19 protein-coding genes are annotated in these 21,592 nt (G+C 60.0%); 12 read left to right on the top strand and 7 right to left on the bottom strand.

Annotation, left to right across the window (positions count from 1 at the left end; all coding sequences use genetic code 11):
• The first annotated feature begins 408 nt into the window (after positions 1 to 408).
• Together ACZRKZ_RS25555 and ACZRKZ_RS25550 are read left to right on the top strand one after the other, a co-directional pair.
• Positions 409 to 888 carry an Lrp/AsnC family transcriptional regulator gene (locus ACZRKZ_RS25555; RefSeq protein WP_003194418.1) on the top strand — a complete coding sequence of 160 codons (480 nt, stop codon included), beginning with the start codon at positions 409 to 411 and terminating at the stop codon, positions 886 to 888.
• Between the two features lie 143 nt (positions 889 to 1,031).
• Complete coding sequence (locus ACZRKZ_RS25550) at positions 1,032 to 1,241, top strand: DUF2788 domain-containing protein (RefSeq protein WP_133100109.1); 210 nt, start codon at positions 1,032 to 1,034, stop codon at positions 1,239 to 1,241.
• Here ACZRKZ_RS25550 and ACZRKZ_RS25545 read toward each other — a convergent pair.
• The 4 genes from ACZRKZ_RS25545 to ACZRKZ_RS25530 all read right to left on the bottom strand — a co-directional run bounded on the left by ACZRKZ_RS25545 (position 1,236) and on the right by ACZRKZ_RS25530 (position 7,735).
• Entirely contained in the window at positions 1,236 to 1,877 is a 642-nt protein-coding gene (locus tag ACZRKZ_RS25545; RefSeq protein ID WP_463983093.1) for a pseudouridine synthase, read from the bottom strand. The two genes, ACZRKZ_RS25550 and ACZRKZ_RS25545, sit on opposite strands and share 6 nt — an antisense overlap.
• A gap of 71 nt (positions 1,878 to 1,948) precedes the next feature.
• Positions 1,949 to 3,448 carry an AMP nucleosidase gene (gene amn, locus ACZRKZ_RS25540; RefSeq protein ID WP_463983092.1) on the bottom strand — a complete coding sequence of 500 codons (1,500 nt, stop codon included), beginning with the start codon at positions 3,446 to 3,448 and terminating at the stop codon, positions 1,949 to 1,951.
• A gap of 45 nt (positions 3,449 to 3,493) precedes the next feature.
• Entirely contained in the window at positions 3,494 to 5,143 is a 1,650-nt protein-coding gene (locus ACZRKZ_RS25535; protein ID WP_463983091.1) for an acyl-CoA dehydrogenase family protein, read from the bottom strand.
• Positions 5,144 to 5,356: 213 nt separating this feature from the next.
• The gene (locus tag ACZRKZ_RS25530) at positions 5,357 to 7,735 is read right to left on the bottom strand and encodes a hybrid sensor histidine kinase/response regulator (protein ID WP_463983090.1); all 2,379 of its coding nucleotides are present in this window, start codon (positions 7,733 to 7,735) and stop codon (positions 5,357 to 5,359) included.
• A 283-nt stretch (positions 7,736 to 8,018) separates the two neighbouring features.
• Between ACZRKZ_RS25530 and ACZRKZ_RS25525 the strand changes: the two genes are divergently transcribed.
• The 4 genes from ACZRKZ_RS25525 (at position 8,019) to ACZRKZ_RS25510 (ending at position 11,545) form a co-directional block, all read left to right on the top strand.
• Entirely contained in the window at positions 8,019 to 8,816 is a 798-nt protein-coding gene (locus ACZRKZ_RS25525) for a hydroxymethylpyrimidine/phosphomethylpyrimidine kinase (RefSeq protein WP_463983089.1), read from the top strand.
• An 18-nt stretch (positions 8,817 to 8,834) separates the two neighbouring features.
• A complete protein-coding gene (thiE, locus tag ACZRKZ_RS25520) occupies positions 8,835 to 9,461 on the top strand; it encodes a thiamine phosphate synthase (RefSeq protein WP_463967314.1) in 627 nt (208 codons plus the stop codon).
• A 21-nt stretch (positions 9,462 to 9,482) separates the two neighbouring features.
• Positions 9,483 to 10,766, top strand: coding sequence for a glutamate-1-semialdehyde 2,1-aminomutase (gene hemL, locus ACZRKZ_RS25515; protein ID WP_149414735.1), 1,284 nt, complete (start codon positions 9,483 to 9,485; stop codon positions 10,764 to 10,766).
• A 224-nt stretch (positions 10,767 to 10,990) separates the two neighbouring features.
• The gene (locus ACZRKZ_RS25510) at positions 10,991 to 11,545 is read left to right on the top strand and encodes a tetratricopeptide repeat protein (RefSeq protein ID WP_149414736.1); all 555 of its coding nucleotides are present in this window, start codon (positions 10,991 to 10,993) and stop codon (positions 11,543 to 11,545) included.
• A 47-nt stretch (positions 11,546 to 11,592) separates the two neighbouring features.
• Here ACZRKZ_RS25510 and ACZRKZ_RS25505 read toward each other — a convergent pair whose 3' ends face one another.
• On the bottom strand, positions 11,593 to 11,919 hold the full coding sequence (locus ACZRKZ_RS25505; RefSeq protein ID WP_003215457.1) for a DUF1820 family protein: 327 nt from the start codon (positions 11,917 to 11,919) through the stop codon (positions 11,593 to 11,595).
• Positions 11,920 to 12,051: 132 nt separating this feature from the next.
• Here ACZRKZ_RS25505 and miaB point away from each other — a divergent pair, with 132 nt between their 5' ends.
• The 5 genes from miaB to lnt all read left to right on the top strand — a co-directional run bounded on the left by miaB (position 12,052) and on the right by lnt (position 17,402).
• Positions 12,052 to 13,383, top strand: a complete 1,332-nt coding sequence (gene miaB, locus ACZRKZ_RS25500; RefSeq protein ID WP_463967315.1) for a tRNA (N6-isopentenyl adenosine(37)-C2)-methylthiotransferase MiaB — start codon at positions 12,052 to 12,054, stop codon at positions 13,381 to 13,383.
• 151 nt (positions 13,384 to 13,534) lie between these two features.
• Positions 13,535 to 14,536, top strand: a complete 1,002-nt coding sequence (locus ACZRKZ_RS25495) for a PhoH family protein (protein WP_463967316.1) — start codon at positions 13,535 to 13,537, stop codon at positions 14,534 to 14,536.
• Positions 14,529 to 14,987, top strand: a complete 459-nt coding sequence (gene ybeY, locus ACZRKZ_RS25490) for an rRNA maturation RNase YbeY (protein ID WP_463967317.1) — start codon at positions 14,529 to 14,531, stop codon at positions 14,985 to 14,987. Before ACZRKZ_RS25495 ends, ybeY begins: the two co-directional genes overlap by 8 nt.
• 43 nt (positions 14,988 to 15,030) lie before the next feature.
• Positions 15,031 to 15,870: an HlyC/CorC family transporter gene (locus ACZRKZ_RS25485; protein WP_005791724.1), complete on the top strand. Its 840-nt coding sequence runs from the start codon at positions 15,031 to 15,033 to the stop codon at positions 15,868 to 15,870.
• A gap of 8 nt (positions 15,871 to 15,878) precedes the next feature.
• Positions 15,879 to 17,402 carry an apolipoprotein N-acyltransferase gene (lnt, locus tag ACZRKZ_RS25480; RefSeq protein WP_463983088.1) on the top strand — a complete coding sequence of 508 codons (1,524 nt, stop codon included), beginning with the start codon at positions 15,879 to 15,881 and terminating at the stop codon, positions 17,400 to 17,402.
• Between the two features lie 104 nt (positions 17,403 to 17,506).
• Here the strand turns inward: lnt and ACZRKZ_RS25475 are convergent, their stop codons facing one another.
• Positions 17,507 to 18,268 carry a YdcF family protein gene (locus ACZRKZ_RS25475; protein WP_463983087.1) on the bottom strand — a complete coding sequence of 254 codons (762 nt, stop codon included), beginning with the start codon at positions 18,266 to 18,268 and terminating at the stop codon, positions 17,507 to 17,509.
• Between the two features lie 120 nt (positions 18,269 to 18,388).
• On the bottom strand, positions 18,389 to 18,706 hold the full coding sequence (locus ACZRKZ_RS25470) for a hypothetical protein (RefSeq protein ID WP_133100055.1): 318 nt from the start codon (positions 18,704 to 18,706) through the stop codon (positions 18,389 to 18,391).
• Positions 18,707 to 18,967: 261 nt separating this feature from the next.
• On the opposite strand from ACZRKZ_RS25470, the gene leuS reads away from it, so the two are divergent.
• Complete coding sequence (leuS, locus tag ACZRKZ_RS25465; protein ID WP_463967321.1) at positions 18,968 to 21,574, top strand: leucine--tRNA ligase; 2,607 nt, start codon at positions 18,968 to 18,970, stop codon at positions 21,572 to 21,574.
• Positions 21,575 to 21,592: the final 18 nt, after the last annotated feature.

Genomic DNA, 21,592 nt, shown 5'->3' with positions numbered 1-21,592 from the left:
GTCGCCCTCATGCAGTTGCGCTTCACTTCGTTCGCTGTGGTCAGCTTACGGCGGGACTTGCACCCGCAAGATTGCGCCCATGCTGGGCGCACATAAAAAGGGGCGACCCGTCGGTCGCCCCTTGAGAACTTCGTCCTGGCTCAACGCTTTTGACGTTGGCTCATCTCACGCCGTCTTGTGGACAGTGTGCAGCCCGGGGGCCGGGACAACCCTGTGGGGTTGGCGGCCGCAGCTGGCCTGATTCGGCGGGCTGCAGTGGACTCTATGTCCGGGCAGTGATTCTGTTGGTAATCATAGGCCTGAGACTCCGACAGATGATTGCGAAGATTGCGTCAATAAACATCGCTTGCGCAATTTTTAACCCTGGATAGATAATTCACCGCAATAGTTATGACAAAGGCCAGCCCCATGAGCAAACTTGACCGATACGACCTGAGTATTTTGGCGGAATTGCAGCGCGACGCGAGGATCTCCAACCAGGAGTTGGCCGAGCGTATCGGACTGTCACCTTCGCCCTGCTCACGGCGGGTCAAGCAGTTGGAAGACGATGGCTACATCGCCCGCCAGGTCGCCTTACTGGACCGCAAGATGCTCGGGCTGAGCCTGACGGCCTACGTACTGATCGGCATGGACCGACACACCCCCGAACGTTTCGAGAACTTCGAAGCGGCCATCCGCACCTTGCCGCAAGTGCTGGAATGCAGCCTGGTGACCGGAATGGATGCCGACTATCAGTTGAAGGTGGTGGTGCCGGACATGGATCATTATCAGAAGCTGCTGCTGGGGCATTTGACCCGAATTGAAGGCGTCACCAGCGTGCGCTCGAGCTTTGTGCTGAATCAGGTATTGAACAGCACCGAGTTGCCGCTGACCCACCTGCGCACCTAAGGCCACCACCGAACAAGTGTGGGAGCTGGCTCCCACATTGACCGCGTTTTAGCCTGCGGCAGACCGACGCAGGTCAACATTGAGCGTGTTGCCCTGGCGTATACTCGCCGCCCTGCCCCTGCTGGAGATGTTCGATGGACTCCATCGATCCTGTGCTGTTTGAAGAATGGATGATGACCGGCCTGGTCACGATCCTGATCATTTTCATGGGCTTTATCGTCTGGGACCTGGCGAAGAAATCCAAGGCCGGGCGCTTTGGTTCTTTCATCCTGTTCTTCGTGCTGGGCCTGGGTGTTGCCGCGTTCATCATCAAAAGCGTGGTGATCGGCCTGATCGAGTCCGGCGTTTTATAAGCGCGCAGGCACTTCTTTCCACTGGCCTTGATCAAGGCCTTCGATAGACCAGTCACCAATACGCACCCGGACCAGGCGCAAGGTCGGCAAACCGACCGCAGCCGTCATGCGCCGCACCTGACGGTTACGCCCCTCACGAATCACCAGCTCCAGCCAATGAGTCGGCACGCTCTTGCGAAAGCGCACAGGCGGGTTGCGTGGCCACAGTTGCGGCTCATCCAGTTGCCGGGCCTCAGCAGGCAAGGTCATGCCATCGTTAAGCTCAACGCCGTCGCGCAGACGTTGCAGTTGTGCCTCTGTCGGCTCGCCCTCCACCTGCACCCAATAGGTTTTTGCCAGTTTGTGCCTGGGATCAGCAATTCGCGCCTGCAACTGGCCGTCATTGGTGAGTAACAACAGGCCTTCACTGTCACGGTCCAGACGCCCGGCGGGGTAGATGCCGGGGATGTCGATGAAGTCCTTGAGGGTCGCCCGCCCTTCTGCGTCGCTGAACTGCGTCAGCACATCGAACGGTTTATTGAACAGGATCAACTTCGGCTCAGCCGGTGGCGCCTTGGCAACACGGCGCGGGGCTGACGAGGTTTGCGGGCTTTTCACGCCAGGGCGGCGGGAAACGGGACGGGCAGGACGGGACATGGCAAGGGAACATCTAACGGTCAGGACCGACAATGCTAGTGGCCTGACCGTTAAATAACCATCCCAACCGTTTAGCGGAACGGCGGCTCGTCGAAGCTGCGCAATTTGCGCGAGTGCAACGAGTTGAGTTCGGTGCGCAACAGATCCACCGCCTCGATGCCGATTTTCAAGTGCTGGCTGACCGCTCGCTCATAGAACGCGTTGGCCGAACCCGGCAACTTGATCTCACTGTGCAACGGTTTGTCCGAGACACACAGCAAGGTGCCGTAAGGCACCCGCAGACGATAGCCTTGCGCCGCAATAGTGCCGCTCTCCATGTCCACCGCTACGGCGCGAGACAGGTTGATCAGCGGCCGTTCCTGAGCCCAGCGCAACTCCCAGTTACGGTCGTCGTAGGTCAGCACGGTGCCGGTGCGCAGGCGTTTTTTCAGTTCTTCGCCCTTCTCGCCGGTCACGTTGGCCGCTGCTTGCTGCAAGGCCATCTGCACTTCGGCCAGGGCCGGGATCGGAATATTCGGCGGCACTACCCGGTCGAGAATCCCGTCGCGACGCATATAAGCGTGCGCCAGCACGTAGTCGCCGATGGTCTGGGATTGGCGCAAGCCGCCGCAGTGGCCGATCATCAGCCAACAATGAGGGCGCAACACCGCCAAGTGATCGGTGATGTTCTTGGCGTTGGACGGGCCGACACCGATGTTGACCAGGGTCACGCCGTGGCCGTCGCTGGCCATCAAGTGGTAGGCCGGCATCTGGTAACGGTGCCAGACCACGCCAGCGGCAATGGCCGACGCTTCGCCATGGTCCATGCTTTTTTCGATGATCACGTTACCCGGCAGTACCATGCGGATAAACCGTGGATCGCTGCGCAGCCTCTCCAGACCATGAACGATAAACTGGTCAACATAACGGTGGTAGTTGGTCAGCAGAATCCACGGCTGCACATGCCGCCAGTCGCTGCCGGTGTAATGCACCAGGCGACGCAGGGAGAAGTCGACACGGGCTGCGTCGAACAGTGCCAGAGGCAGCGGATCGGTATTTTCCCAGTCGTAAAGGCCATCAGCGATGCCATCGGTGGCCGCCGACAGGTCAGTGCTGGGGAATACCCGCGCCAGGGTGGCGGCGGTTACGCCGGAACCGGCCAGTTCATCGCCCTGCTCCACCACATACGGATACGGAATGTTCTGCTGGCTGACACCGACTTCCACCGTCACGGTGAAGTCATGCATCAGCGGCACCAGTTGCTCCAGCAAATACTTACGGAACGCCGCCGGATGGGTGACGGTAACGCTGTAGGTGCCAGGTAACTGGACCTTGGCGTAGGCCCGGGTAGTCTGTGGGACTTCGCCGTGGCAGTGGTAAGTCAGGCGCAGTTCCGGATAACGAAACATCGCGCGTTGTTCGGCGTCGGGTTCGACGCGGTCTTTGAGGTACTGCTTGAGGGCATCATTGAGCGTACCGGTAGCACGCTCATGAAGAGCCGCCAGCCGATCCACGGCTTCTTCGGCGGTTTGAACGACAACAAAAGCTTCGGTCACGGTAAGCATCCTGTGTTCTGACTTGCAGACCTTCATCTTGCCTGCATCGCTGTCAGACGGGAACCTTGGATTGGAGTGCAGTCAACCTTGTGGCGTAGATCGCGCGACAATACCTTCCACATCCACGCCGCGTGGCAAGGTGCCATACACCCGACCCGACGATTCCCCCAATCGACTGGCAATAAACCCATCACTAACACTGGCATTGCCCGCCTCCAGCAGCAACTTGGCCTGCAACGCCACGGCGATATCCTCGGTCAGTTGCCGAGCACGGTACTGAATATCCTGGGTATCCATAAACGCTGACTTGAGTTGCTCAATATGCCGGGCCAAGCGCTTGTCGCCATGGCCATCCCCCAACTCGACAAACAACGCCTCCAGCACACCTGGTTCTTTCGACAGGGCTCGCAGCACGTCCAGGCACTGCACATTGCCAGAACCTTCCCACGTCGAGTTGACCGGTGCCTCACGGTACAGTCGGGGCAGGATGCTGTCCTCGACATACCCGGCACCGCCCATGCATTCGGCGGCTTCGTTGATCATTGCCGGCGCACGCTTGCAGATCCAATACTTGCCCACCGCCGTCACCAGCCGGGCGAATTTGGCTTCCTGTTCATTCTCCAGATGGTCCAGCGCCCGGCCCATGCGCATGCTCAGGGCCAGCGCCGCTTCGCTTTCCAGGGCCAGGTCGGCCAGCACGTTTTGCATCAGCGGTTGCTCACTAAGGACGCGGCCACCCACCAGCCGATGGGCACAATGATGGCTGGCCTGGGTCAGCGCCTGGCGCATCAACGCGCTGGAGCCAACCATGCAATCAAAGCGGGTCATGGCGACCATCTCGATAATGGTCGGCACGCCGCGCCCTTCCTCGCCGATCATCCACGCCAGCGCCCCGCGAAACTCCACTTCGCTGGAGGCATTGGAGCAGTTGCCGAGTTTGTTTTTCAGGCGCTGGATATAGAACTGGTTGCGCGTGTCATCCGGGCGGTGGCGCGGCAGCAGGAAACAGGTCAACCCTTTGTCAGTCTGGGCCAGGGTCAAAAAGGCGTCGCACATCGGCGCCGAACAAAACCACTTGTGACCCACCAGCTCATAGGCCTGGCCCGGGCCACCGGCACCCACCGGGTAAGCGCGGGTGGTGTTGGCGCGCACGTCGGTGCCGCCTTGTTTTTCGGTCATGGCCATGCCGATCGTGGCGCCAGCCTTGTGGGCGATGCCGACGTTACGCGGGTCGTATTGGGTGTTGAGGATTTTCGGCAGCCACGCGTCAGCCAAGTCTGGCTGCAAGCGCAGGGCCGGGACGCAGGCGAAGGTCATGGTCAGCGGGCAGCCGGTGCCGGCTTCGGCCTGGCTGTGCAGGTAAGTCATGGCGGCGCGGGCGACATGGGCGCCGGGCTGCGGATGGGCCCAGGGCAACGACGGTAGGCCATGTTCAACAGCCGTGCGCATCAGCTCATGGTAGGCCGGATGAAATTCCACCAGGTCAATACGATTGCCATAGCGGTCATGACTGCTAAAGACAGGCTTGTTCTGGTTGGCCAGAAACCCGGCCTCCATCAGCGGCCCACCCGCCAGCGCGCCGTAAGTATCGATCCGTTCTTGGGCCCAGCCCGCGCCGAAGCGCTGCGACCAGTCTTGCAGGGGCAAGTCGATACGATACAGGTTGGTACCGTCCAGGGACGGCGGCTGGTTGGTGACGTCGTGGGTTTCGGCGAACTGGTGCAGGTTCATGACGGGCCTCCTGGAAAAAGGCCGCGTCGATTGTTGCTGTTTGTAGGAGCTAGCTTGCTCGCGAAAAACCTGAGAGCAACGCGTTTATCCAGGATGCACGCGTTATCGTTGAGGTTCTTCGCGAGCAAGCTTGCTCCTACAAGGGTGCATATCGATTGAGGCCGGAATTTCAGTTAAGCATCGTCTTGGCGCTTAAAAAAGTGGCATAAGCGCCTAATTGCCGGCGCTTTCACCCTCTAAAGGACACAACAAGTAACGCTGCAACACCGCCTGCAACGCCTCAAAGCGTACCGGCTTGACCAACTGCTCGGTGATGCCAACGCCATGGCAATGCTCTCGCGCCAGGCTTTGCAGCGACGCACTCAAGGCAATCACCGGCAGCTCGCTGCATCCGGGCAACGCACGAACCTGACAGCACAGAGAGAAACCATCCACCGACACATCCAGCAGTACCGCGTCGAAGGTCTCGCCCTGCAACATTGCCAATGCCGCAGGCCCACTGTCGACCACCTTCACCCGGTAACCCAGCTTGAGCAACATGCCGCGCACCACCAATTGCGCCACGCTGTTGTCGTCCACCAGCAACACCGCGCAGTCCTGAGGCTCCCGATGCAGATCGGACACACGGTTCGGCGAGGATGGTTCGGGCGGCACCGCAATGACCTCCAGCTCCAGTTGGAAACGGCTGCCGCGCCGAGGCTCGGAATGATGGGTCAGGCGCCCGCCAAGCAGTTCAATCAGTTGCCGGCAGATCGCCAGGCCGATGCCCAGGCCACCATATTCACGGGTCATCGAGCCGTCGAGCTGGAAGAAGCGCTGATACAGGGTGTCCTCGTCCAGATAAGCGAAGCCGATGCCGGTGTCGGTGACGATAAAGGTCAGGCGCAGTTTGCCCTCAGCATTGAGCCGCCCGACCACCCGCATGCGCACTGCACCTTCGCCGGTGAACTTGAAGGCATTGTCCAACAGGCATTCCAGGCATTGCGTCAGCTTGTCGGCGTCACCGTCCAGGCGATCGGGCAGTTCGTCCGCCACATCGATGGAAAACTCCAGGCCCTTGCTCTGGGCGTTAGCCAGGAATTGCTGGCGCAAGGTATCGATCAACCCTCGCAGGCTGAACACCTGGCGCTGGGCACTGAGGCGGCCAGCTTGCAACTCGGTGAGGGTGAGGATGCCGTTGACCATGCGCATCATGTCTCGGGCAGAGCCGGCCGCGGTTTGCTGGTACTGCGCCAGCTCATCTTCCAGGGGCACGGTTTGCATCAATTCTAGGGAACCGATCACCCCGTTCATTGGTGTGCGCAGCTCGTGGGTCAGCGTGGCGAGGAATTCATCTTTCAACCGATTGCTGTGGGCCAGTTGCTGGTTGAGCACCTCCAGCTTCTGGCTGGCATCAAATAGGGTCTGTGACTGCTGCTCACGCATCGAGTTGATGCGGTCTGCCAGGGCCAGGGACAGCAAGGCAACTTCAATCGCCGAACCGATCTGACTGGCGTACATGGTCAGGAACACATTGGGCAGGTAGCCCAGCACCATCATTGTGTTGACCACCCCGCCGATCAGGAACGCCGACCAGGCGATGATGAAGTAGCGTGCCACCCGCTGGCCGCAGCACCAGGCCTTGATCCCGGCGATAAAGATAGTCACGGTAAAAATCAACGCCAGCCCGGTGGCCAGGCGCAGGGCCAGGGCGTAACTGGTCATCAGCGACAGCAACATCACCACCACGCCACTGGCCACCATCGCCAGCAACAGGCGGTTAAGCCAGCGGCTGTAGACGGCGGTGTGCAGGAAACTGCGAGCAAACAGGCTGCCGAACAGCGCAGACGCACCGATCATAAATGGCGTCGCGGCATTCGCCCACCACGGATTGTTCGGCCAGAAATACTCCACTGCCGCACCATTCACCGAGAGCTGGTACATGCCGAACGAGGCGATATAGAAGATGTAGTAGAGGTAGCTGGTGTCGCGCACGCTCAGATAGATAAACAGGTTGTAGACCAGCATCCCCAGAAGCACGCCGTAGATCAGGCCCAATACATAGAGACGCAGCGGCTGCTCTTCCAGGTACGCGGTGCTTGACCAGAGGGTCAGCGGGGCCTGGATCGAGCCTTCGCTTTGCAGGCGCAGGTAGAAGTTTTTCTGCTCGCCGGGGGCGAAGTCGACGTTGAACAAGTAGTTGTTCTGGCGAATTTCGCGACTGCTGAAGGGCATGGCATCGCCGGTACGCCCTGCCAATCGATAGCCGCCAGCGCCGTCGGGCACGTACAGTTCAAGATGATCGAGGGGCGGATAAGCCAGTTCCAACAGCCAGGTGCGCTGTGCGTCCGGATCCTTGGGCAAGTAATGCAGGTTGACCTTGAGCCAGAACACCGAGCGCGAGTAGCCGGCATTGAGGGTGGCTTTGTCATGGGGTTTGAATCGACTGGCCATAGCCTGCGAGCTGACATCCGCAATGGCGACGGTGCCATTGGGGTCTTCAAGCACTTGCATGACTTGGCCCAGAGGAAGGCTTCGGGTGAGCTCATTGAACTCGACTGCGCCGGCCAGCATCGGCAGCCAGCTCAACAGTAACATCAGCAAATAGCGCATAGAGCCCCAACGTGACCTGTCCGGTAGTCAAAAGCCCCCCATTCCTTTTGAGAAGACGTATACCGGCGATACAGTTATTGTTTGGATCCACTCTAGCATAGCCGGCAAAGGCCAAAAGACACCATTGAAATAAAATTTTGAAAGGCTCTAAACCGGCACTTTCAGGGTGTTTTTTCTAAGTGCCGGGCGATAACTAACAGCCACTTACTGACACTTTCAAGCCTAAAATTCAGCCATCGCCCGACAGCCACGCAAAAAGCGTTTGGTGGTAAGCTCGCGCACCATGAATATCTACAGTTCTCGCCCTGTTGTCCTCTGTCTCTCCGGCCATGATCCCAGTGGTGGCGCCGGCTTGCAGGCAGATATCGAAGCCCTGCTTGCCCAGGGTTGTCATGCGGCCCCGGCCGTCACCGCGCTGACCGTGCAAAACACGGTCAATGTCAGCGATTTCCGTGTGCTGGACCGCGAATGGGTGCTGGCCCAGGCCAACGCAGTGCTCAGCGACTCCGAAGTCGCAGCGGTCAAGCTGGGTATGCTCGGCTCCACCGCAATGGTCGACACCGTGGTCGAACTGCTCAAGGAGCATCCACACCTGCCGGTGGTTTGCGACCCAGTCCTGCGGGCGGGCGGCGGCGGCAGCCTGGGCAAGGACGAAGTCGGCTACGCCATGCGCGAACGGCTTTTGCCACTGTCGCTGATCGCCACGCCCAACCTGCCAGAAGCACGCATCCTCGCTGAATTGCCCGAAGGCAGCGCCGACGAATGCGCCGAGAAACTGCTGCCGTTTATCAAGTACCTGCTGATCACCGGCGGCCATGGCGACGAGCATGAAGTACACAATCGCCTGTACAGCCGCGACGGCAGCCACCGCACCTTTACCTGCCAGCGTTTACCCGGCAGCTATCACGGTTCCGGCTGCACCCTGGCCAGCGCCCTTGCCGGGCGCCTGGCCCAGGGCGAAGGGCTGGTCAGCGCCGTGGAATCAGCGCTCAATTACACATGGCGCACCCTGCGTGACGCCGAACAACTCGGCCAGGGGCAATTTGTGCCTCGTCGTCTGCCGCTGGATTTCTGCTCGTAACACCAAGAGGCCTGCCCGATGAAACTACGTGGCCTTTACGCCATTACCGACAGCCAACTGTTGGCCGGCAAGTTCCTGGCCTACGTCGAAGCGGCGTTGGACGGTGGCGTGACCCTGCTGCAGTACCGCGACAAAAGCAACGACGACGCGCGCCGCCTGCGTGAAGCGGAAAAACTGCGTGACCTGTGCTCACGTTACAAGACGCAGTTGATCATCAACGATGACGCCGAGCTGGCTGCGCGCCTGGGTGTCGGCGTGCATTTGGGCCAGACCGACGGCCCGCTGACACCAGCCCGTGCGCTGCTAGGTTCCAAGGCAATCATCGGCTCGACCTGCCACAGCCAGATCGAACTGGCCGAGCAGGCTGCCAAGGAAGGTGCCAGCTACGTCGCCTTCGGCCGTTTCTTCAATTCCAATACCAAACCCGGCGCCCCGGCCGCCACCGTTGAACTGCTGGCCCAGGCCCGCTCCCGGTTGCATCTGCCAATCTGCGTGATCGGCGGTATCACCCTGGAGAACGCCGAGCCGCTGGTGGCCCACGGTGCCGACCTGCTGGCGGTTGTCCACGGTCTGTTTGGCGCCGACAGCGCCCAGGAAGTGACGCGCCGCGCCCGCGCCTTCAACGAACTGCTCACGTCTAAATAATCGATTTCAGAGAGCCCAATCATGTCCCGTTCCGAAACCCTGTTTGCCAATGCCCAGAAACACATCCCCGGTGGCGTGAACTCGCCCGTGCGTGCCTTCAAAAGCGTTGGCGGCACGCCGCTGTTCTTCAAGCACGCCGAAGGCGCCTACGTCACCGACGAAGATGACAAGCGTTATGTCGACTACGTGGGTTCCTGGGGCCCGATGATCCTCGGCCACAGCCATCCGGACGTACTGGACGCGGTGCGGAAACAGTTGGAGCACGGCTTGTCCTATGGCGCACCGACCGCCATGGAAACCGAGATGGCTGATCTGGTCTGCTCTATCGTGCCATCGATGGAGATGGTGCGGATGGTCAGCTCCGGTACCGAAGCCACCATGAGCGCTATTCGCCTGGCCCGTGGTTTTACCGGCCGCGACAGCATCATCAAGTTCGAAGGCTGCTACCACGGTCACTCCGACAGCCTGCTGGTCAAAGCAGGTTCCGGCGCGCTGACCCAGGGCGTACCGAGTTCCGCCGGGGTGCCAGCAGCGTTTGCCAAACACACATTGACCCTGCCGTTCAACGACATCACCGCAGTTGAGCAGATGCTCAATGACGTGGGCCAGGACGTGGCGTGCATCATCGTCGAGCCAGTAGCAGGCAACATGAATTGCGTACCGCCAGCGCCTGGCTTCCTTGAAGGCCTGCGTACCCAGTGCGACAAACACGGCGTAGTGCTGATTTTCGACGAAGTGATGACCGGCTTTCGCGTCGCCCTCGGCGGCGCCCAGGCCCACTACGGCGTGAAGCCGGACCTGAGCACCTTCGGCAAGATCATCGGTGGCGGCATGCCGGTGGGCTGCTTTGGCGGCAAGCGGGAAATCATGCAGCACATCGCACCGCTGGGTCCGGTCTACCAGGCGGGCACCCTGTCGGGTAACCCGCTGGCCATGGCCGCCGGCCTGACCACCCTGCGCCTGATCAGCCGCCCAGGCTTCCACGCCGAGTTGACCGACTACACAACGCGACTGCTGGACGGCCTGCAGCAGCGCGCCGATGCCGCCGGCATTCCGTTCGTCACCACCCAAGTAGGCGGCATGTTCGGCCTGTACTTCAGCGAGGCCGACGACATCGTCACCTTCGACGACGTGATGGGCAGCGATGCCGACCTGTTCAAGCGTTTCTTCCACCTGATGCTGGAAGGCGGTGTGTACCTGGCACCCAGCGCCTTCGAAGCCGGTTTCACCTCCATCGCCCACGGCGACGCCGAGCTGAAACTGACTCTCGATGCCGCCGAGCGCGCCTTCGCTGCCCTGAAATAAGCGGGTAAACACCTGACGTCGCCCATGGCGGCGTCAGATTTGTTACCGTGCTTATAGATTTTTCCTTCTTTTTTCGAGAAATCACCTGCAAACCGGCAGATAACTTGCCCACGTAGCAGAAAAACGAGTAAAGACTTTGTAAGCAGAGGCCTGCTTATTTCATAATGCGCGCTTATTGGATCCCCTGCGGGTCCACGCGCCCTGTCAGAGGTAAGTCGATTCCCATGAAACGCACCGGCCGCACCCTGGTTCTGGGCTGCCTGTTGCTCCTTCAGCCCCTGCTCGCGCACGCACAAGCAGGCGGCAACTCGTTGTTAATCCCAGCGATAGGTCGTTGCACCCTCAATACCCAGCCAGAAAGCCAGGCCGAAGCCATGAGCGCGTGCCAGCAATTGGCCGAGAGTGGGGATGCGCAGGCGCAATACGAGTTGGGCGAGTTCTTCTACGACAGCAAAAATCCCTCCCGCGACCTCAACAAAGCCTTGAGCTACTTCGAGAAAGCCTCGTTGCAGGGCCATGCCCAGGCGCAATTCCAGTTGGGCACCATGTTTTTCCATGGCGAAGGCGTGCCAGCCAATAACGTTCAGGCATATATCGTGCTGAAAATGGCGGCGGTCAACGGTGCTGAGGATGCGCTGGACACGGCCGACGAAGTGGCCGAACACATGCAGCGTGGTGAGCTTGAAGTGGCGACGCAGGTACTGGGGCAGATTTTCCGTAACTATCTGCAGGAATTGCAGAGTGCGGATGGGCGCTCGCCGTTCTCGCCACTGCCTTGAGCCCAAGCGGCTTGTGTCAAGTCCGCTCGCCACAAAGGTTCTGAACCCTATTTTTCAGGCATCGGCATCGGAAACGGCATGACATTGCTCATGCCCCGGGCCTCGCTGATTTTCGGCGTGCCCAGGCGCTCGACTTCGTCGATGCGCACAATCGAATGCATCGGCACAAAACTGCGCACCACGCCTTCGAACTGGGCCTTGAGCTTTTCCTCGCCCGGGTCGACGACCAGCTGTGTGCGCTCGCCAAAGACGAACTCTTCCACTTCCAGGAAGCCCCACAGATCACTTTGATAGATCTGCTTGGCGTACATTTCGAACACCTGGCCCTGGTTAAGGAAAATCACCTTGTAGATTGGAGCTTCACGTTTGGTCATGGTGGGCGGGTAACACATCGGGGATATAAAAGAGGGCGCGAACTATAGCATGGCACCCGACGCACAGTGCTAGGAACCTATCGGTATGCCCCCTATAATGCGCGGTTCTTTACCACCAGTTGACGATCCCCCATGGCCAAGAAGCTTTACATCGAAACCCACGGTTGCCAGATGAACGAGTACGACAGCTCGCGCATGGTCGATCTGCTGGGTGAACATCAGGCCCTGGAAGTCACCGCCCGCGCTGAAGATGCCGACGTGATCCTGCTCAATACCTGCTCGATCCGCGAACGGGCCCAGGACCGGGTCTACTCGCAACTGGGCCGCTGGCGCGAATTGAAACTGGCCAACCCGGACATGGTGATCGCTGTCGGCGGTTGCGTGGCCAGCCAGGAAGGCGCAGCGATCCGCGACCGCGCGCCCTATGTCGACGTGGTCTTCGGTCCACAGACCCTGCACCGCCTGCCGGAAATGATCAACGCCGCCCGCCTCACCAAGCTGCCCCAGGTTGACGTCTCGTTCCCGGAAATCGAAAAATTCGACCACCTGCCCGAGCCGCGCATCGACGGCCCGAGCGCCTACGTGTCGGTGATGGAAGGCTGCAGCAAGTACTGCACCTTCTGCGTGGTGCCGTATACCCGTGGCGAAGAAGTCAGCCGTCCGTTCGACGACGTGCTGGCAGAGATCATCCACCTGGCCGAAAACGGCGTACGCGAAGTCACCCTGCTGGGGCAGAACGTCAACGGCTATCGCGGCCAGACCCACGACGGGCGCATGGCAGACCTGGCGGAGTTGATCCGCGTGGTAGCCGCCGTCGACGGCATCGAGCGTATTCGCTACACCACCTCACACCCGCTGGAATTCTCCGACAGCCTGATCCAGGCCCACGCCGAAGTGCCGGAACTGGTCAAGCACCTGCACTTGCCGGTGCAATCGGGCTCGGACCGCATCCTTTCGGCGATGAAGCGCAACCACACCGCCCTGGAATACAAATCCAAACTGCGCAAGTTGCGCGCGGCGGTGCCGGGCATCTGCATCAGTTCGGACTTTATCGTCGGCTTCCCCGGCGAGACCGAGAAAGATTTCCAGCAGACCATGAAGCTGATTGAAGACGTCGGTTTCGACTTCTCCTACTCCTTCGTCTACAGCCAGCGCCCGGGCACACCGGCTGCCGACCTGGCGGATGAAACGCCGGAAGCGTTGAAAAAGGAACGCTTGAACGCCCTGCAACATCGGCTTAACCAGCAAGGTTTCGAAATCAGCCGACAGATGGTAGGTTCGACCCAGCGCATTCTGGTCACGGACTACTCGAAGAAAGACCCGGGTGAACTGCAAGGCCGGACCGAGAACAACCGGATCGTCAACTTCCGCTGCGATAACCCGACGCTGATCGGGCAATTTGCCGATGTGCACATCGATGCGGCGCAACCGCACTCGCTACGCGGCTCGTTGGTGCAGCAATAGTCCAGACGACGATAACCCAATGTGGGAGCGGGCTTGCTCGCTCCCACATTAGAACGGTGCCAGCTTCGGGACATATAAGTGCTTTCGCACACCGCTTGCTGGCGTTATCCTTGATTTCATCTTAATTGCCCCAGGGCGGCTAAAAACGACCTTGAACGCACCCATAGAACCACATCGTTTTCTCCTTGAGCCCTTTGAGGCTCGCCGTTTCGCCAATCTGTGCGGACAGTTCGACGAACACCTGCGCCTGATCGAACAGCGCATGAGCATCGAGATCCGCAACCGCGGCAATCAGTTCGAGCTCATTGGTGAACCCCAGCACACCACGTCTGCAGAAAACCTGATCCGTCGCCTCTACCGGGAAACCAAAGGTAGCGAGCTGTCGCCAGAAACGGTGCACCTGTACCTGCAGGAGTCGGCCGTGCAAGACCTGGCCAGTAACCCGGTGGCCGAAGCCAGCGTGGCGCTGCGTACCAAAAAAGGCATGATTCGCCCTCGCGGCTTGAATCAGCAGCGCTACGTCAAAGAGATCCTCGGTAACGACATCAACTTTGGCGTAGGCCCCGCCGGTACCGGCAAGACCTATCTGGCTGTGGCCTGCGCGGTAGATGCCCTGGAGCGCGAACAAGTGCGACGCATCCTGCTGGTGCGCCCGGCGGTGGAAGCCGGCGAGAAACTGGGCTTTCTGCCCGGCGACCTGGCACAGAAAATCGACCCGTACCTGCGCCCGCTCTACGACGCCCTCTACGAAATGCTCGGTTTCGAATACGTGGCCAAGCTGATCGAGCGCCAAGTGATCGAGATCGCTCCGCTGGCCTACATGCGCGGGCGCACCTTGACCAACAGCTTCATCATTCTCGACGAAAGCCAGAACACCACCGTCGAACAGATGAAAATGTTCCTGACCCGTATCGGCTTCGGCTCCACGGCGGTGATCACCGGTGACATCACCCAGGTTGACCTGCCCAAGGGCACCAAGTCGGGCCTGAGCCAGGTGATCGAAGTGCTCAAGGACGTGCCAGGTATCAGTTTCACCCACTTCTCGCCCAAAGACGTGGTGCGCCACCCACTGGTCCAGCGCATCGTCGAAGCCTACGAGCGCTTCGAACACCGCGACGACGCATTGTCCAAGGACACTCGCCACGATGCTTGAGCTTGATCTCCAACTGGCTACCGAAGCGACCGCCCCCAGCGAAGAACAGTTTCGTCAATGGTGCGCACTGGCCCTGCGCCAGCGCACCGCCGACTCGGAACTGACCATTCGCCTGGTGGATGAGCCCGAAGGCCGTGAACTGAATCACACCTGGCGCCAAAAAGACTACGCGACCAACGTGCTGTCGTTTCCCGCCGATGTGCCGGACGAGTTCCTGGATATCCCGCTGCTGGGGGATCTGGTGATCTGCGTCGAAGTGGTAAAGCGTGAAGCGGCGGAACAAGGCAAGGAACTTGAGGCCCACTGGGCCCATCTAGTCATCCACGGCTGCTTGCATCTCTTGGGTTACGACCATATAGATGATGAGGAGGCCGAGGAAATGGAAGCTCTGGAACGAACGTTGCTTGCTGAACTGGGTCATCGTGACCCGTATGCAGACGACGAAAACTGAAACAACACTTAACTGAAACAACAAAGGATTTAGAGTAATCGCTATGAGCGAAGACCGATCGAGCAACGGGCAAAAGTCATGGCTGGGGAAACTCACCCAGGCCTTTGCCCACGAGCCGAAAAACCGCCAGGAGCTGCTGGAGCTGCTGCGCGAGGCCCATCAGAACAAGTTGCTGGACAGCGAAGCGCTGGCCATCGTCGAAGGCGCCATCCAGGTCGCTGACCTGCAAGTACGGGACATCATGGTCCCGCGCTCGCAGATGATCAGCATCAAGGCGACCCAGACCCCCCGGGAATTCCTCCCGGCCGTCATCGATTCGGCGCACTCGCGCTACCCGGTGATCGGCGAAAGCCACGATGACGTCATGGGCGTCCTGCTGGCCAAGGACCTGCTGCCGCTGATCCTCAAGGAGAACGGCGACAGCTTCAACATTAAGGACCTGCTGCGTCCTGCCACCTTCGTTCCCGAATCCAAGCGCCTGAATGTGCTGCTGCGCGAGTTTCGCGCCAACCACAATCACATGGCCATCGTCATTGACGAATACGGCGGCGTCGCAGGTCTTGTGACCATTGAAGACGTGCTGGAACAGATCGTCGGCGACATCGAAGACGAGCACGACGTCGAAGAAGACAGCTACATCAAACCTCTGCCCAGCGGTGATTTCCTGGTCAAGGCCCTGACGCCCATCGAGAACTTCAACGAGTTCTTCGACAGCGAATTCTCCGACGATGAATTCGACACCGTCGGTGGCCTGGTGATGAGTGCGTTCGGGCACCTGCCCAAGCGTAACGAGACCACTGAAATCGGCGCCTATCGCTTTCGCATCTTGAATGCCGACAGCCGCAGGATTCATCTGATTCGCCTGACACCTATTGCCCGCTAAGGAATGACATGCAGCGCCTAACCCGCCCCGGCTGGCCCGGTAATTTGCTGGCCGTGGTGGCCGGTGCTATCACCACACTGGCGCTGGCGCCGTACGATATCTGGCCGCTGGCGCTGCTGGCGGTGGGGTTCTTCTATGCAGGGCTGCGCACACTGACGCCGCGTCAGGCCATGGGCCGAGGCTGGTGCTTCGGTTTTGGCCTGTTCGGCGCGGGCACCAGCTGGATCTACTACAGCATTCATCACTTCGGCGGCGCTTCGGTGCTGTTGGCCGGGCTGCTGATGCTGGCGTTTACCGCCGCAATTGCCTGGTTCTTTGCCTTGCCCGCCTGGCTCTGGGCGCGCTGGCTGCGTCGCAACGAAGCGCCGCTGGCCGATGCCCTGGCCTTTGCTGCGCTGTGGGTGGCCCAGGAAGCCTTTCGCGGCTGGTTCCTCACCGGTTTCCCGTGGCTCTATTCCGGTTACAGCCAGCTTGACGGCCCCCTCGCCGGCCTCGCGCCGATGGGTGGGATTTGGCTGATTTCCTTTGCCCTGGCGCTGACAGCGGCGCTGATCTGCAACCTGCCGCGCTTGCTGGTCGCCAAACGTAATGCGTTTATCGGCGCGGGCCTGGTACTGCTGGTGGCTCCGTGGGCGATTGGCCTGGCACTCAAACACCATGCCTGGACCAGCCCGGCAGGCCCGGCGCTGACAGTGGCGGCGCTTCAGGGCAATATCGAACAAAGCATGAAGTGGGACCCCGAGCAGCTCAACGCACAGCTGGCGCTTTACCGCGATATGAGTTTCACCTCAAAGCGTGTCGATCTACTGGTCTGGCCGGAAACCGCAGTCCCGGTGCTCAAGGAATCCGTCGAAGGCTACCTGGGTATGATGGGCAAGTTCGCCGCTGATCGGAATACTGCGCTGATCACTGGCGTACCTATTCGCCAGGAACTGCACGGTGAAAAGCGCTACTTCAATGGCATCACCGTGGTCGGCGAAGGTGATGGCACTTACTTGAAGCAAAAACTGGTGCCCTTTGGCGAATACGTGCCGCTGCAAGACCTGCTGCGAGGCCTGATTGCCTTCTTCGACTTGCCGATGTCAGACTTTGCCCGCGGCCCTGCTGACCAGACGCTGCTGCAAGCCAAGGGCTATCAGATTGCGCCGTACATTTGCTACGAAGTGGTCTACCCGGAGTTCGCCGCCAGCCTCGCGGCCCGCAGCGATCTGTTGCTGACCATCAGCAATGACACCTGGTTCGGCACCTCTATCGGGCCGTTGCAGCACCTGCAAATGGCCCAGATGCGCGCCCTTGAAGCCGGTCGCTGGATGATTCGCGCCACCAACAACGGCGTCACTGGCCTGATCAACCCGTTTGGCCAGATCACCGAGCAGATCCCGCAGTTCGAGCGCGGCATTCTCTATGGCGAAGTGGTGCCGATGCACAACCTGACGCCGTACCTGCAATGGCGGTCGTGGCCGTTGATCATTGTGTGTCTGGGGTTGTTTGGTTGGGCGTTGTTGGCCGGTCGGATGTCAAAGACCGTGTAAGAGCGAGCTTGCTCCGGACGGCGCTCCGACGAGAAACCTGAGGGCCCCGCTGGGTGTCAGGTTTCCCGCGTTATCGTTAACGACCATCACGAGCAAGCTCGCTCCTACCGGTAAAACAACCGATAGCCCACTTGCCCCACCGCCTCATTCATCAGTTGCCCGCTCTGCCACACCGACTTGAATTCCGGCATCCAGCCACCCAGCGGCCTGGCATTGTCCACGCCGAGAAAGCCCACTGGCGCGGGCACCACGGTGAAGCCCGCCTTTTCAAAGCTCCAGCGCGAACGGGGCATGTGCCAGGCCTGGGTCACGACCACTACCCGTTTGATCCCCAACGGCAACAACACTTCGGCGCTCATCCGGGCATTTTCCCACGTGGTGCGGCTGCGCTCTTCCTTCCAGTGCACGGTCACGCCAAAGTCATTCAACATCGACTCGGCCATCAACGCCGCCTCGCTGGGCGGCGTGCCGTAATGCAGGCCACCGCTGGTCAGCACCGGCAAGCCCGAAGCCTTGGCCAATCTCGCGGCGTAGCGTTCCCGCTCAAGGCCAATACCGGTCGGCTGATCGGAGCCCCAGGCCGGATCACCCCGTTCACGCCCCGAACCCAATACCACAATGGCATCGGCTCGCTGCGCCAGGGCTGCCCAGCTATCCAGGGCCAACGGCGGCTCGGTTTCCAGGGCTCTCGCGCTCCACTCCACGACTACCGGCAAACTCATCAGCCACATCCCGCCCAGCCCCAAGGCAAAACACGCCCCGGCCAGTCGCGGGCGGCTGCGTCGAAACCACCAGGCAAGCGCCAACAACAGCAAGAGAATGCCGGGCGGCAACAGCAACTGTTTAATGAAATAACGAATAGGCATCGAGCATCTCCAAAGATGCCCGAAGCCTAAGGTGTAACAGGGTTTAACGACAATCTTTACAAGAGCAAAACAGTGACAATTGCGAGGTAACGCTGATCAAACGACACATGACGACGCACGTTACTTGAACCGCACGGACCGGAGTTTTTCCGGGCCACGGCCAGCCGACAAGTCCTTGAGCCACACCACCTTGGCCGATCGCGCGGGTTCCCTGGCTGGCGGGGGAGCCACCCATTGCGGGGCCGTACGCTCGCTCAAGTCCAGATAGGCCTTGATCACTTCAAACTCCGCAGGGCTCAAGCCCCGCAGTTCCAACTCCTCGGGCCGTTCATCACGCAACCGAGCTGCTGTCCTTGCCACATCTAGTGCACGACCCAAACGGTCGATCAGTCCTTCATAAACTTCCGGTTTCGTTAACATTCGCTGCGAATCAACCATCCCCTCACCTCATTGAAGATAAGACTCACTCCCCACTAAACAGCGTAGCTGCGCTGGCGAAACCAATCTGGCGCCGCGACCAACGGCCAGCGGGGCGCAATCAGGGTTTCCCTCGATAGAGTGGGGTCATGTATGCTACGGCGCTTCCTGTAACTCCACTTCCAGCAGGGTTTGGGCATGGACGCGCCGTTTTTGGTGTCGATCAACCCGAGCAGTGCATTGAAGAGGATTAGGCCACCCCTATTCAGTTCAAAAGTAGCCATGCACGAACATTACCAGCCCCGTGAAATAGAAAATGCCGCCCAGTCATTCTGGGACGAGCAAAAGTCCTTTGAAGTCAGTGAACAGCCAGGCAAGGAGACTTTCTATTGCCTATCGATGTTCCCTTACCCCAGCGGAAAGCTACACATGGGGCACGTGCGTAACTACACCATCGGCGACGTGATCTCCCGCTACCAGCGCATGCAAGGCAAGAATGTCCTGCAACCCATGGGTTGGGACGCCTTTGGCATGCCGGCGGAAAACGCCGCGATGAAAAATAACGTGGCCCCCGCCAAGTGGACCTACGAAAACATCGCCTACATGAAGACCCAGCTGCGCAGCCTGGGCCTCGCGGTGGACTGGTCCCGCGAAGTGACCACCTGCAAGCCCGATTACTACCGCTGGGAACAATGGCTGTTCACTCGCCTGTTCGAAAAAGGCGTGATCTACCGCAAGAACGGCACCGTCAACTGGGACCCAGTGGACCAGACCGTACTGGCCAACGAACAGGTAATCGACGGTCGCGGCTGGCGTTCCGGCGCGCTGATCGAAAAGCGCGAAATCCCGATGTACTACTTCAAGATCACCGCCTACGCGGATGAACTCTTGTCGAGCCTCGACGACCTGCCGGGTTGGCCCGAGCAAGTCAAAACCATGCAACGTAACTGGATTGGCAAATCCCGTGGCATGGAAGTGCAGTTCCCTTACAACGTCGATTCCATTGGCGAAGCGGGCGTACTGAAAGTCTTCACCACCCGTCCAGACACCCTGATGGGCGCGACCTACGTCGCCGTGGCCGCCGAACACCCGCTGGCCACCCTCGCCGCGCAAAACAACCCTGAGCTGCAGGCGTTCATCGCTGAATGCAAAGGCGGCAGCGTCGCCGAAGCCGACGTCGCCACCCAAGAGAAAAAAGGCCTGCCGACCTCGCTGTTCGTCGAGCACCCGCTGACCGGCGAGAAGCTGCCGGTGTGGGTCGCCAACTACGTGCTGATGCACTACGGCGATGGCGCCGTAATGGCAGTGCCAGCTCACGACGAGCGTGATTTCGAATTCGCCACCAAGTACAGCCTGCCGATCAAGTCGGTGGTGCGCACCAGCTCCGGCGACACCAACCCGGCCCCGTGGCAGGACGCCTATGGTGAACACGGCGAACTGATCAACTCCGGTGAATTCAACGGCCTGGACTTCGAAGGCGCCTTTGACGCCATGGAAGTCGCGCTGATCAAGAAAAACCTCGGCGCCTCGCGCACCCAGTTCCGCCTGCGCGACTGGGGCATCAGCCGCCAGCGCTACTGGGGCTGCCCGATCCCGATCATCCACTGCGAAACCTGCGGTGACGTGCCGGTGCCGGAAGACCAGTTGCCGGTAATATTGCCGGAAGATGTGGTACCGGATGGCGCCGGTTCGCCGCTGGCGCGCATGCCCGAGTTCTACGAATGTGCTTGCCCGAAATGCGGCGCGCCTGCCAAGCGTGAAACCGACACAATGGACACCTTTGTCGAGTCCTCGTGGTACTACGCCCGCTACGCCTCGCCACATTATGAAGGCGGTTTGGTAGAAAAATCCGCGGCCGACCACTGGTTGCCAGTGGATCAATACATCGGCGGCATCGAACATGCGATTCTGCACCTGCTGTATGCGCGCTTCTTTCACAAGCTGATGCGTGACGAAGGCCTGGTCAGCTCCGACGAGCCGTTCAAGAACCTGCTGACCCAAGGCATGGTGATTGCCGAGACTTACTACCGTCGCGAAGCCAATGGCGCCTACACGTGGTTCAACCCGGCGGACGTCGAGTTGGTGCGTGACAGCAAGGCCAAGGTTATCAGCGCCAAGTTGATCTGCGACGGCCTGCCGGTAGAAATCGGCGGCACCGAGAAGATGGCCAAGTCGAAGAACAATGGCGTCGACCCGCAGTCGATGATCGACCAGTTCGGCGCAGACACCTGCCGCCTGTTCATGATGTTCGCCTCACCGCCTGACATGAGCGCTGAATGGTCCGACTCCGGCGTCGAAGGCTCCCATCGCTTCCTCAAGCGCGTCTGGCGTCTGGCCCATGCCCACGTCAGCCAGGGCTTGCCGGGCAAGCTGGACCTGAACAAGCTAAACGATGAACAGAAAGCCATTCGTCGCAGTACCCATCTGGTCATCAAGCAAGCAAGCCAGGACGTTGGCCAGCACCACAAATTCAACACCGCCATCGCCCAGGTGATGACGCTGATGAACGTGCTGGAAAAAGCACCTCAGGTCACTGCACAAGATCGCGCCCTGATACAGGAAGGCCTGGAAACGGTCACCCTGCTGCTGGCACCGATCACTCCGCACATCAGCCATGAGTTGTGGAGCCAATTGGGCCACAGCGACGTAGTCATCGACGCCGGCTGGCCGGTGCTGGATGACAGCGCGCTGGTGCAAGACACACTGCAACTGGTGATTCAGGTCAACGGCAAACTGCGCGGCCAGATCGACATGCCTGCCAGCGCCAGCCGTGAAGACGTTGAAGCCGCCGCTCGCAGCAATGAAAACGTGCTGCGCTTTACCGAAGGCCTGACTATCCGCAAAGTGATCGTCGTGCCCGGCAAACTGGTCAACATCGTCGCTAGCTAATCGGATCGGGCGCCAGGG

Source organism: Pseudomonas sp. c313, from assembly GCF_055407145.1.
The sequence above is the reverse complement of the archived record's forward strand: the minus strand, read 5'-3'. Positions and strand labels throughout refer to the sequence as shown.

Excerpts from the sequence above, each read along its gene's own strand:
- ACZRKZ_RS25555 (WP_003194418.1), top strand. The coding sequence starts at position 409 with ATGAGCAAACTTGACCGATACGACCTGAGTATTTTGGCGGAATTGCAG.
- ACZRKZ_RS25545 (WP_463983093.1), bottom strand. The coding sequence starts at position 1,877 with ATGTCCCGTCCTGCCCGTCCCGTTTCCCGCCGCCCTGGCGTGAAAAGC.
- amn (WP_463983092.1), bottom strand. The coding sequence starts at position 3,448 with ATGAAGGTCTGCAAGTCAGAACACAGGATGCTTACCGTGACCGAAGCT.
- ACZRKZ_RS25535 (WP_463983091.1), bottom strand. The coding sequence starts at position 5,143 with ATGAACCTGCACCAGTTCGCCGAAACCCACGACGTCACCAACCAGCCG.
- ACZRKZ_RS25530 (WP_463983090.1), bottom strand. The coding sequence starts at position 7,735 with ATGCGCTATTTGCTGATGTTACTGTTGAGCTGGCTGCCGATGCTGGCC.
- ACZRKZ_RS25525 (WP_463983089.1), top strand. The coding sequence starts at position 8,019 with ATGAATATCTACAGTTCTCGCCCTGTTGTCCTCTGTCTCTCCGGCCAT.
- thiE (WP_463967314.1), top strand. The coding sequence starts at position 8,835 with ATGAAACTACGTGGCCTTTACGCCATTACCGACAGCCAACTGTTGGCC.
- hemL (WP_149414735.1), top strand. The coding sequence starts at position 9,483 with ATGTCCCGTTCCGAAACCCTGTTTGCCAATGCCCAGAAACACATCCCC.
- ACZRKZ_RS25510 (WP_149414736.1), top strand. The coding sequence starts at position 10,991 with ATGAAACGCACCGGCCGCACCCTGGTTCTGGGCTGCCTGTTGCTCCTT.
- ACZRKZ_RS25505 (WP_003215457.1), bottom strand. The coding sequence starts at position 11,919 with ATGACCAAACGTGAAGCTCCAATCTACAAGGTGATTTTCCTTAACCAG.
- miaB (WP_463967315.1), top strand. The coding sequence starts at position 12,052 with ATGGCCAAGAAGCTTTACATCGAAACCCACGGTTGCCAGATGAACGAG.
- ybeY (WP_463967317.1), top strand. The coding sequence starts at position 14,529 with ATGCTTGAGCTTGATCTCCAACTGGCTACCGAAGCGACCGCCCCCAGC.
- ACZRKZ_RS25485 (WP_005791724.1), top strand. The coding sequence starts at position 15,031 with ATGAGCGAAGACCGATCGAGCAACGGGCAAAAGTCATGGCTGGGGAAA.
- lnt (WP_463983088.1), top strand. The coding sequence starts at position 15,879 with ATGCAGCGCCTAACCCGCCCCGGCTGGCCCGGTAATTTGCTGGCCGTG.
- ACZRKZ_RS25475 (WP_463983087.1), bottom strand. The coding sequence starts at position 18,268 with ATGCCTATTCGTTATTTCATTAAACAGTTGCTGTTGCCGCCCGGCATT.
- ACZRKZ_RS25470 (WP_133100055.1), bottom strand. The coding sequence starts at position 18,706 with ATGGTTGATTCGCAGCGAATGTTAACGAAACCGGAAGTTTATGAAGGA.
- leuS (WP_463967321.1), top strand. The coding sequence starts at position 18,968 with ATGCACGAACATTACCAGCCCCGTGAAATAGAAAATGCCGCCCAGTCA.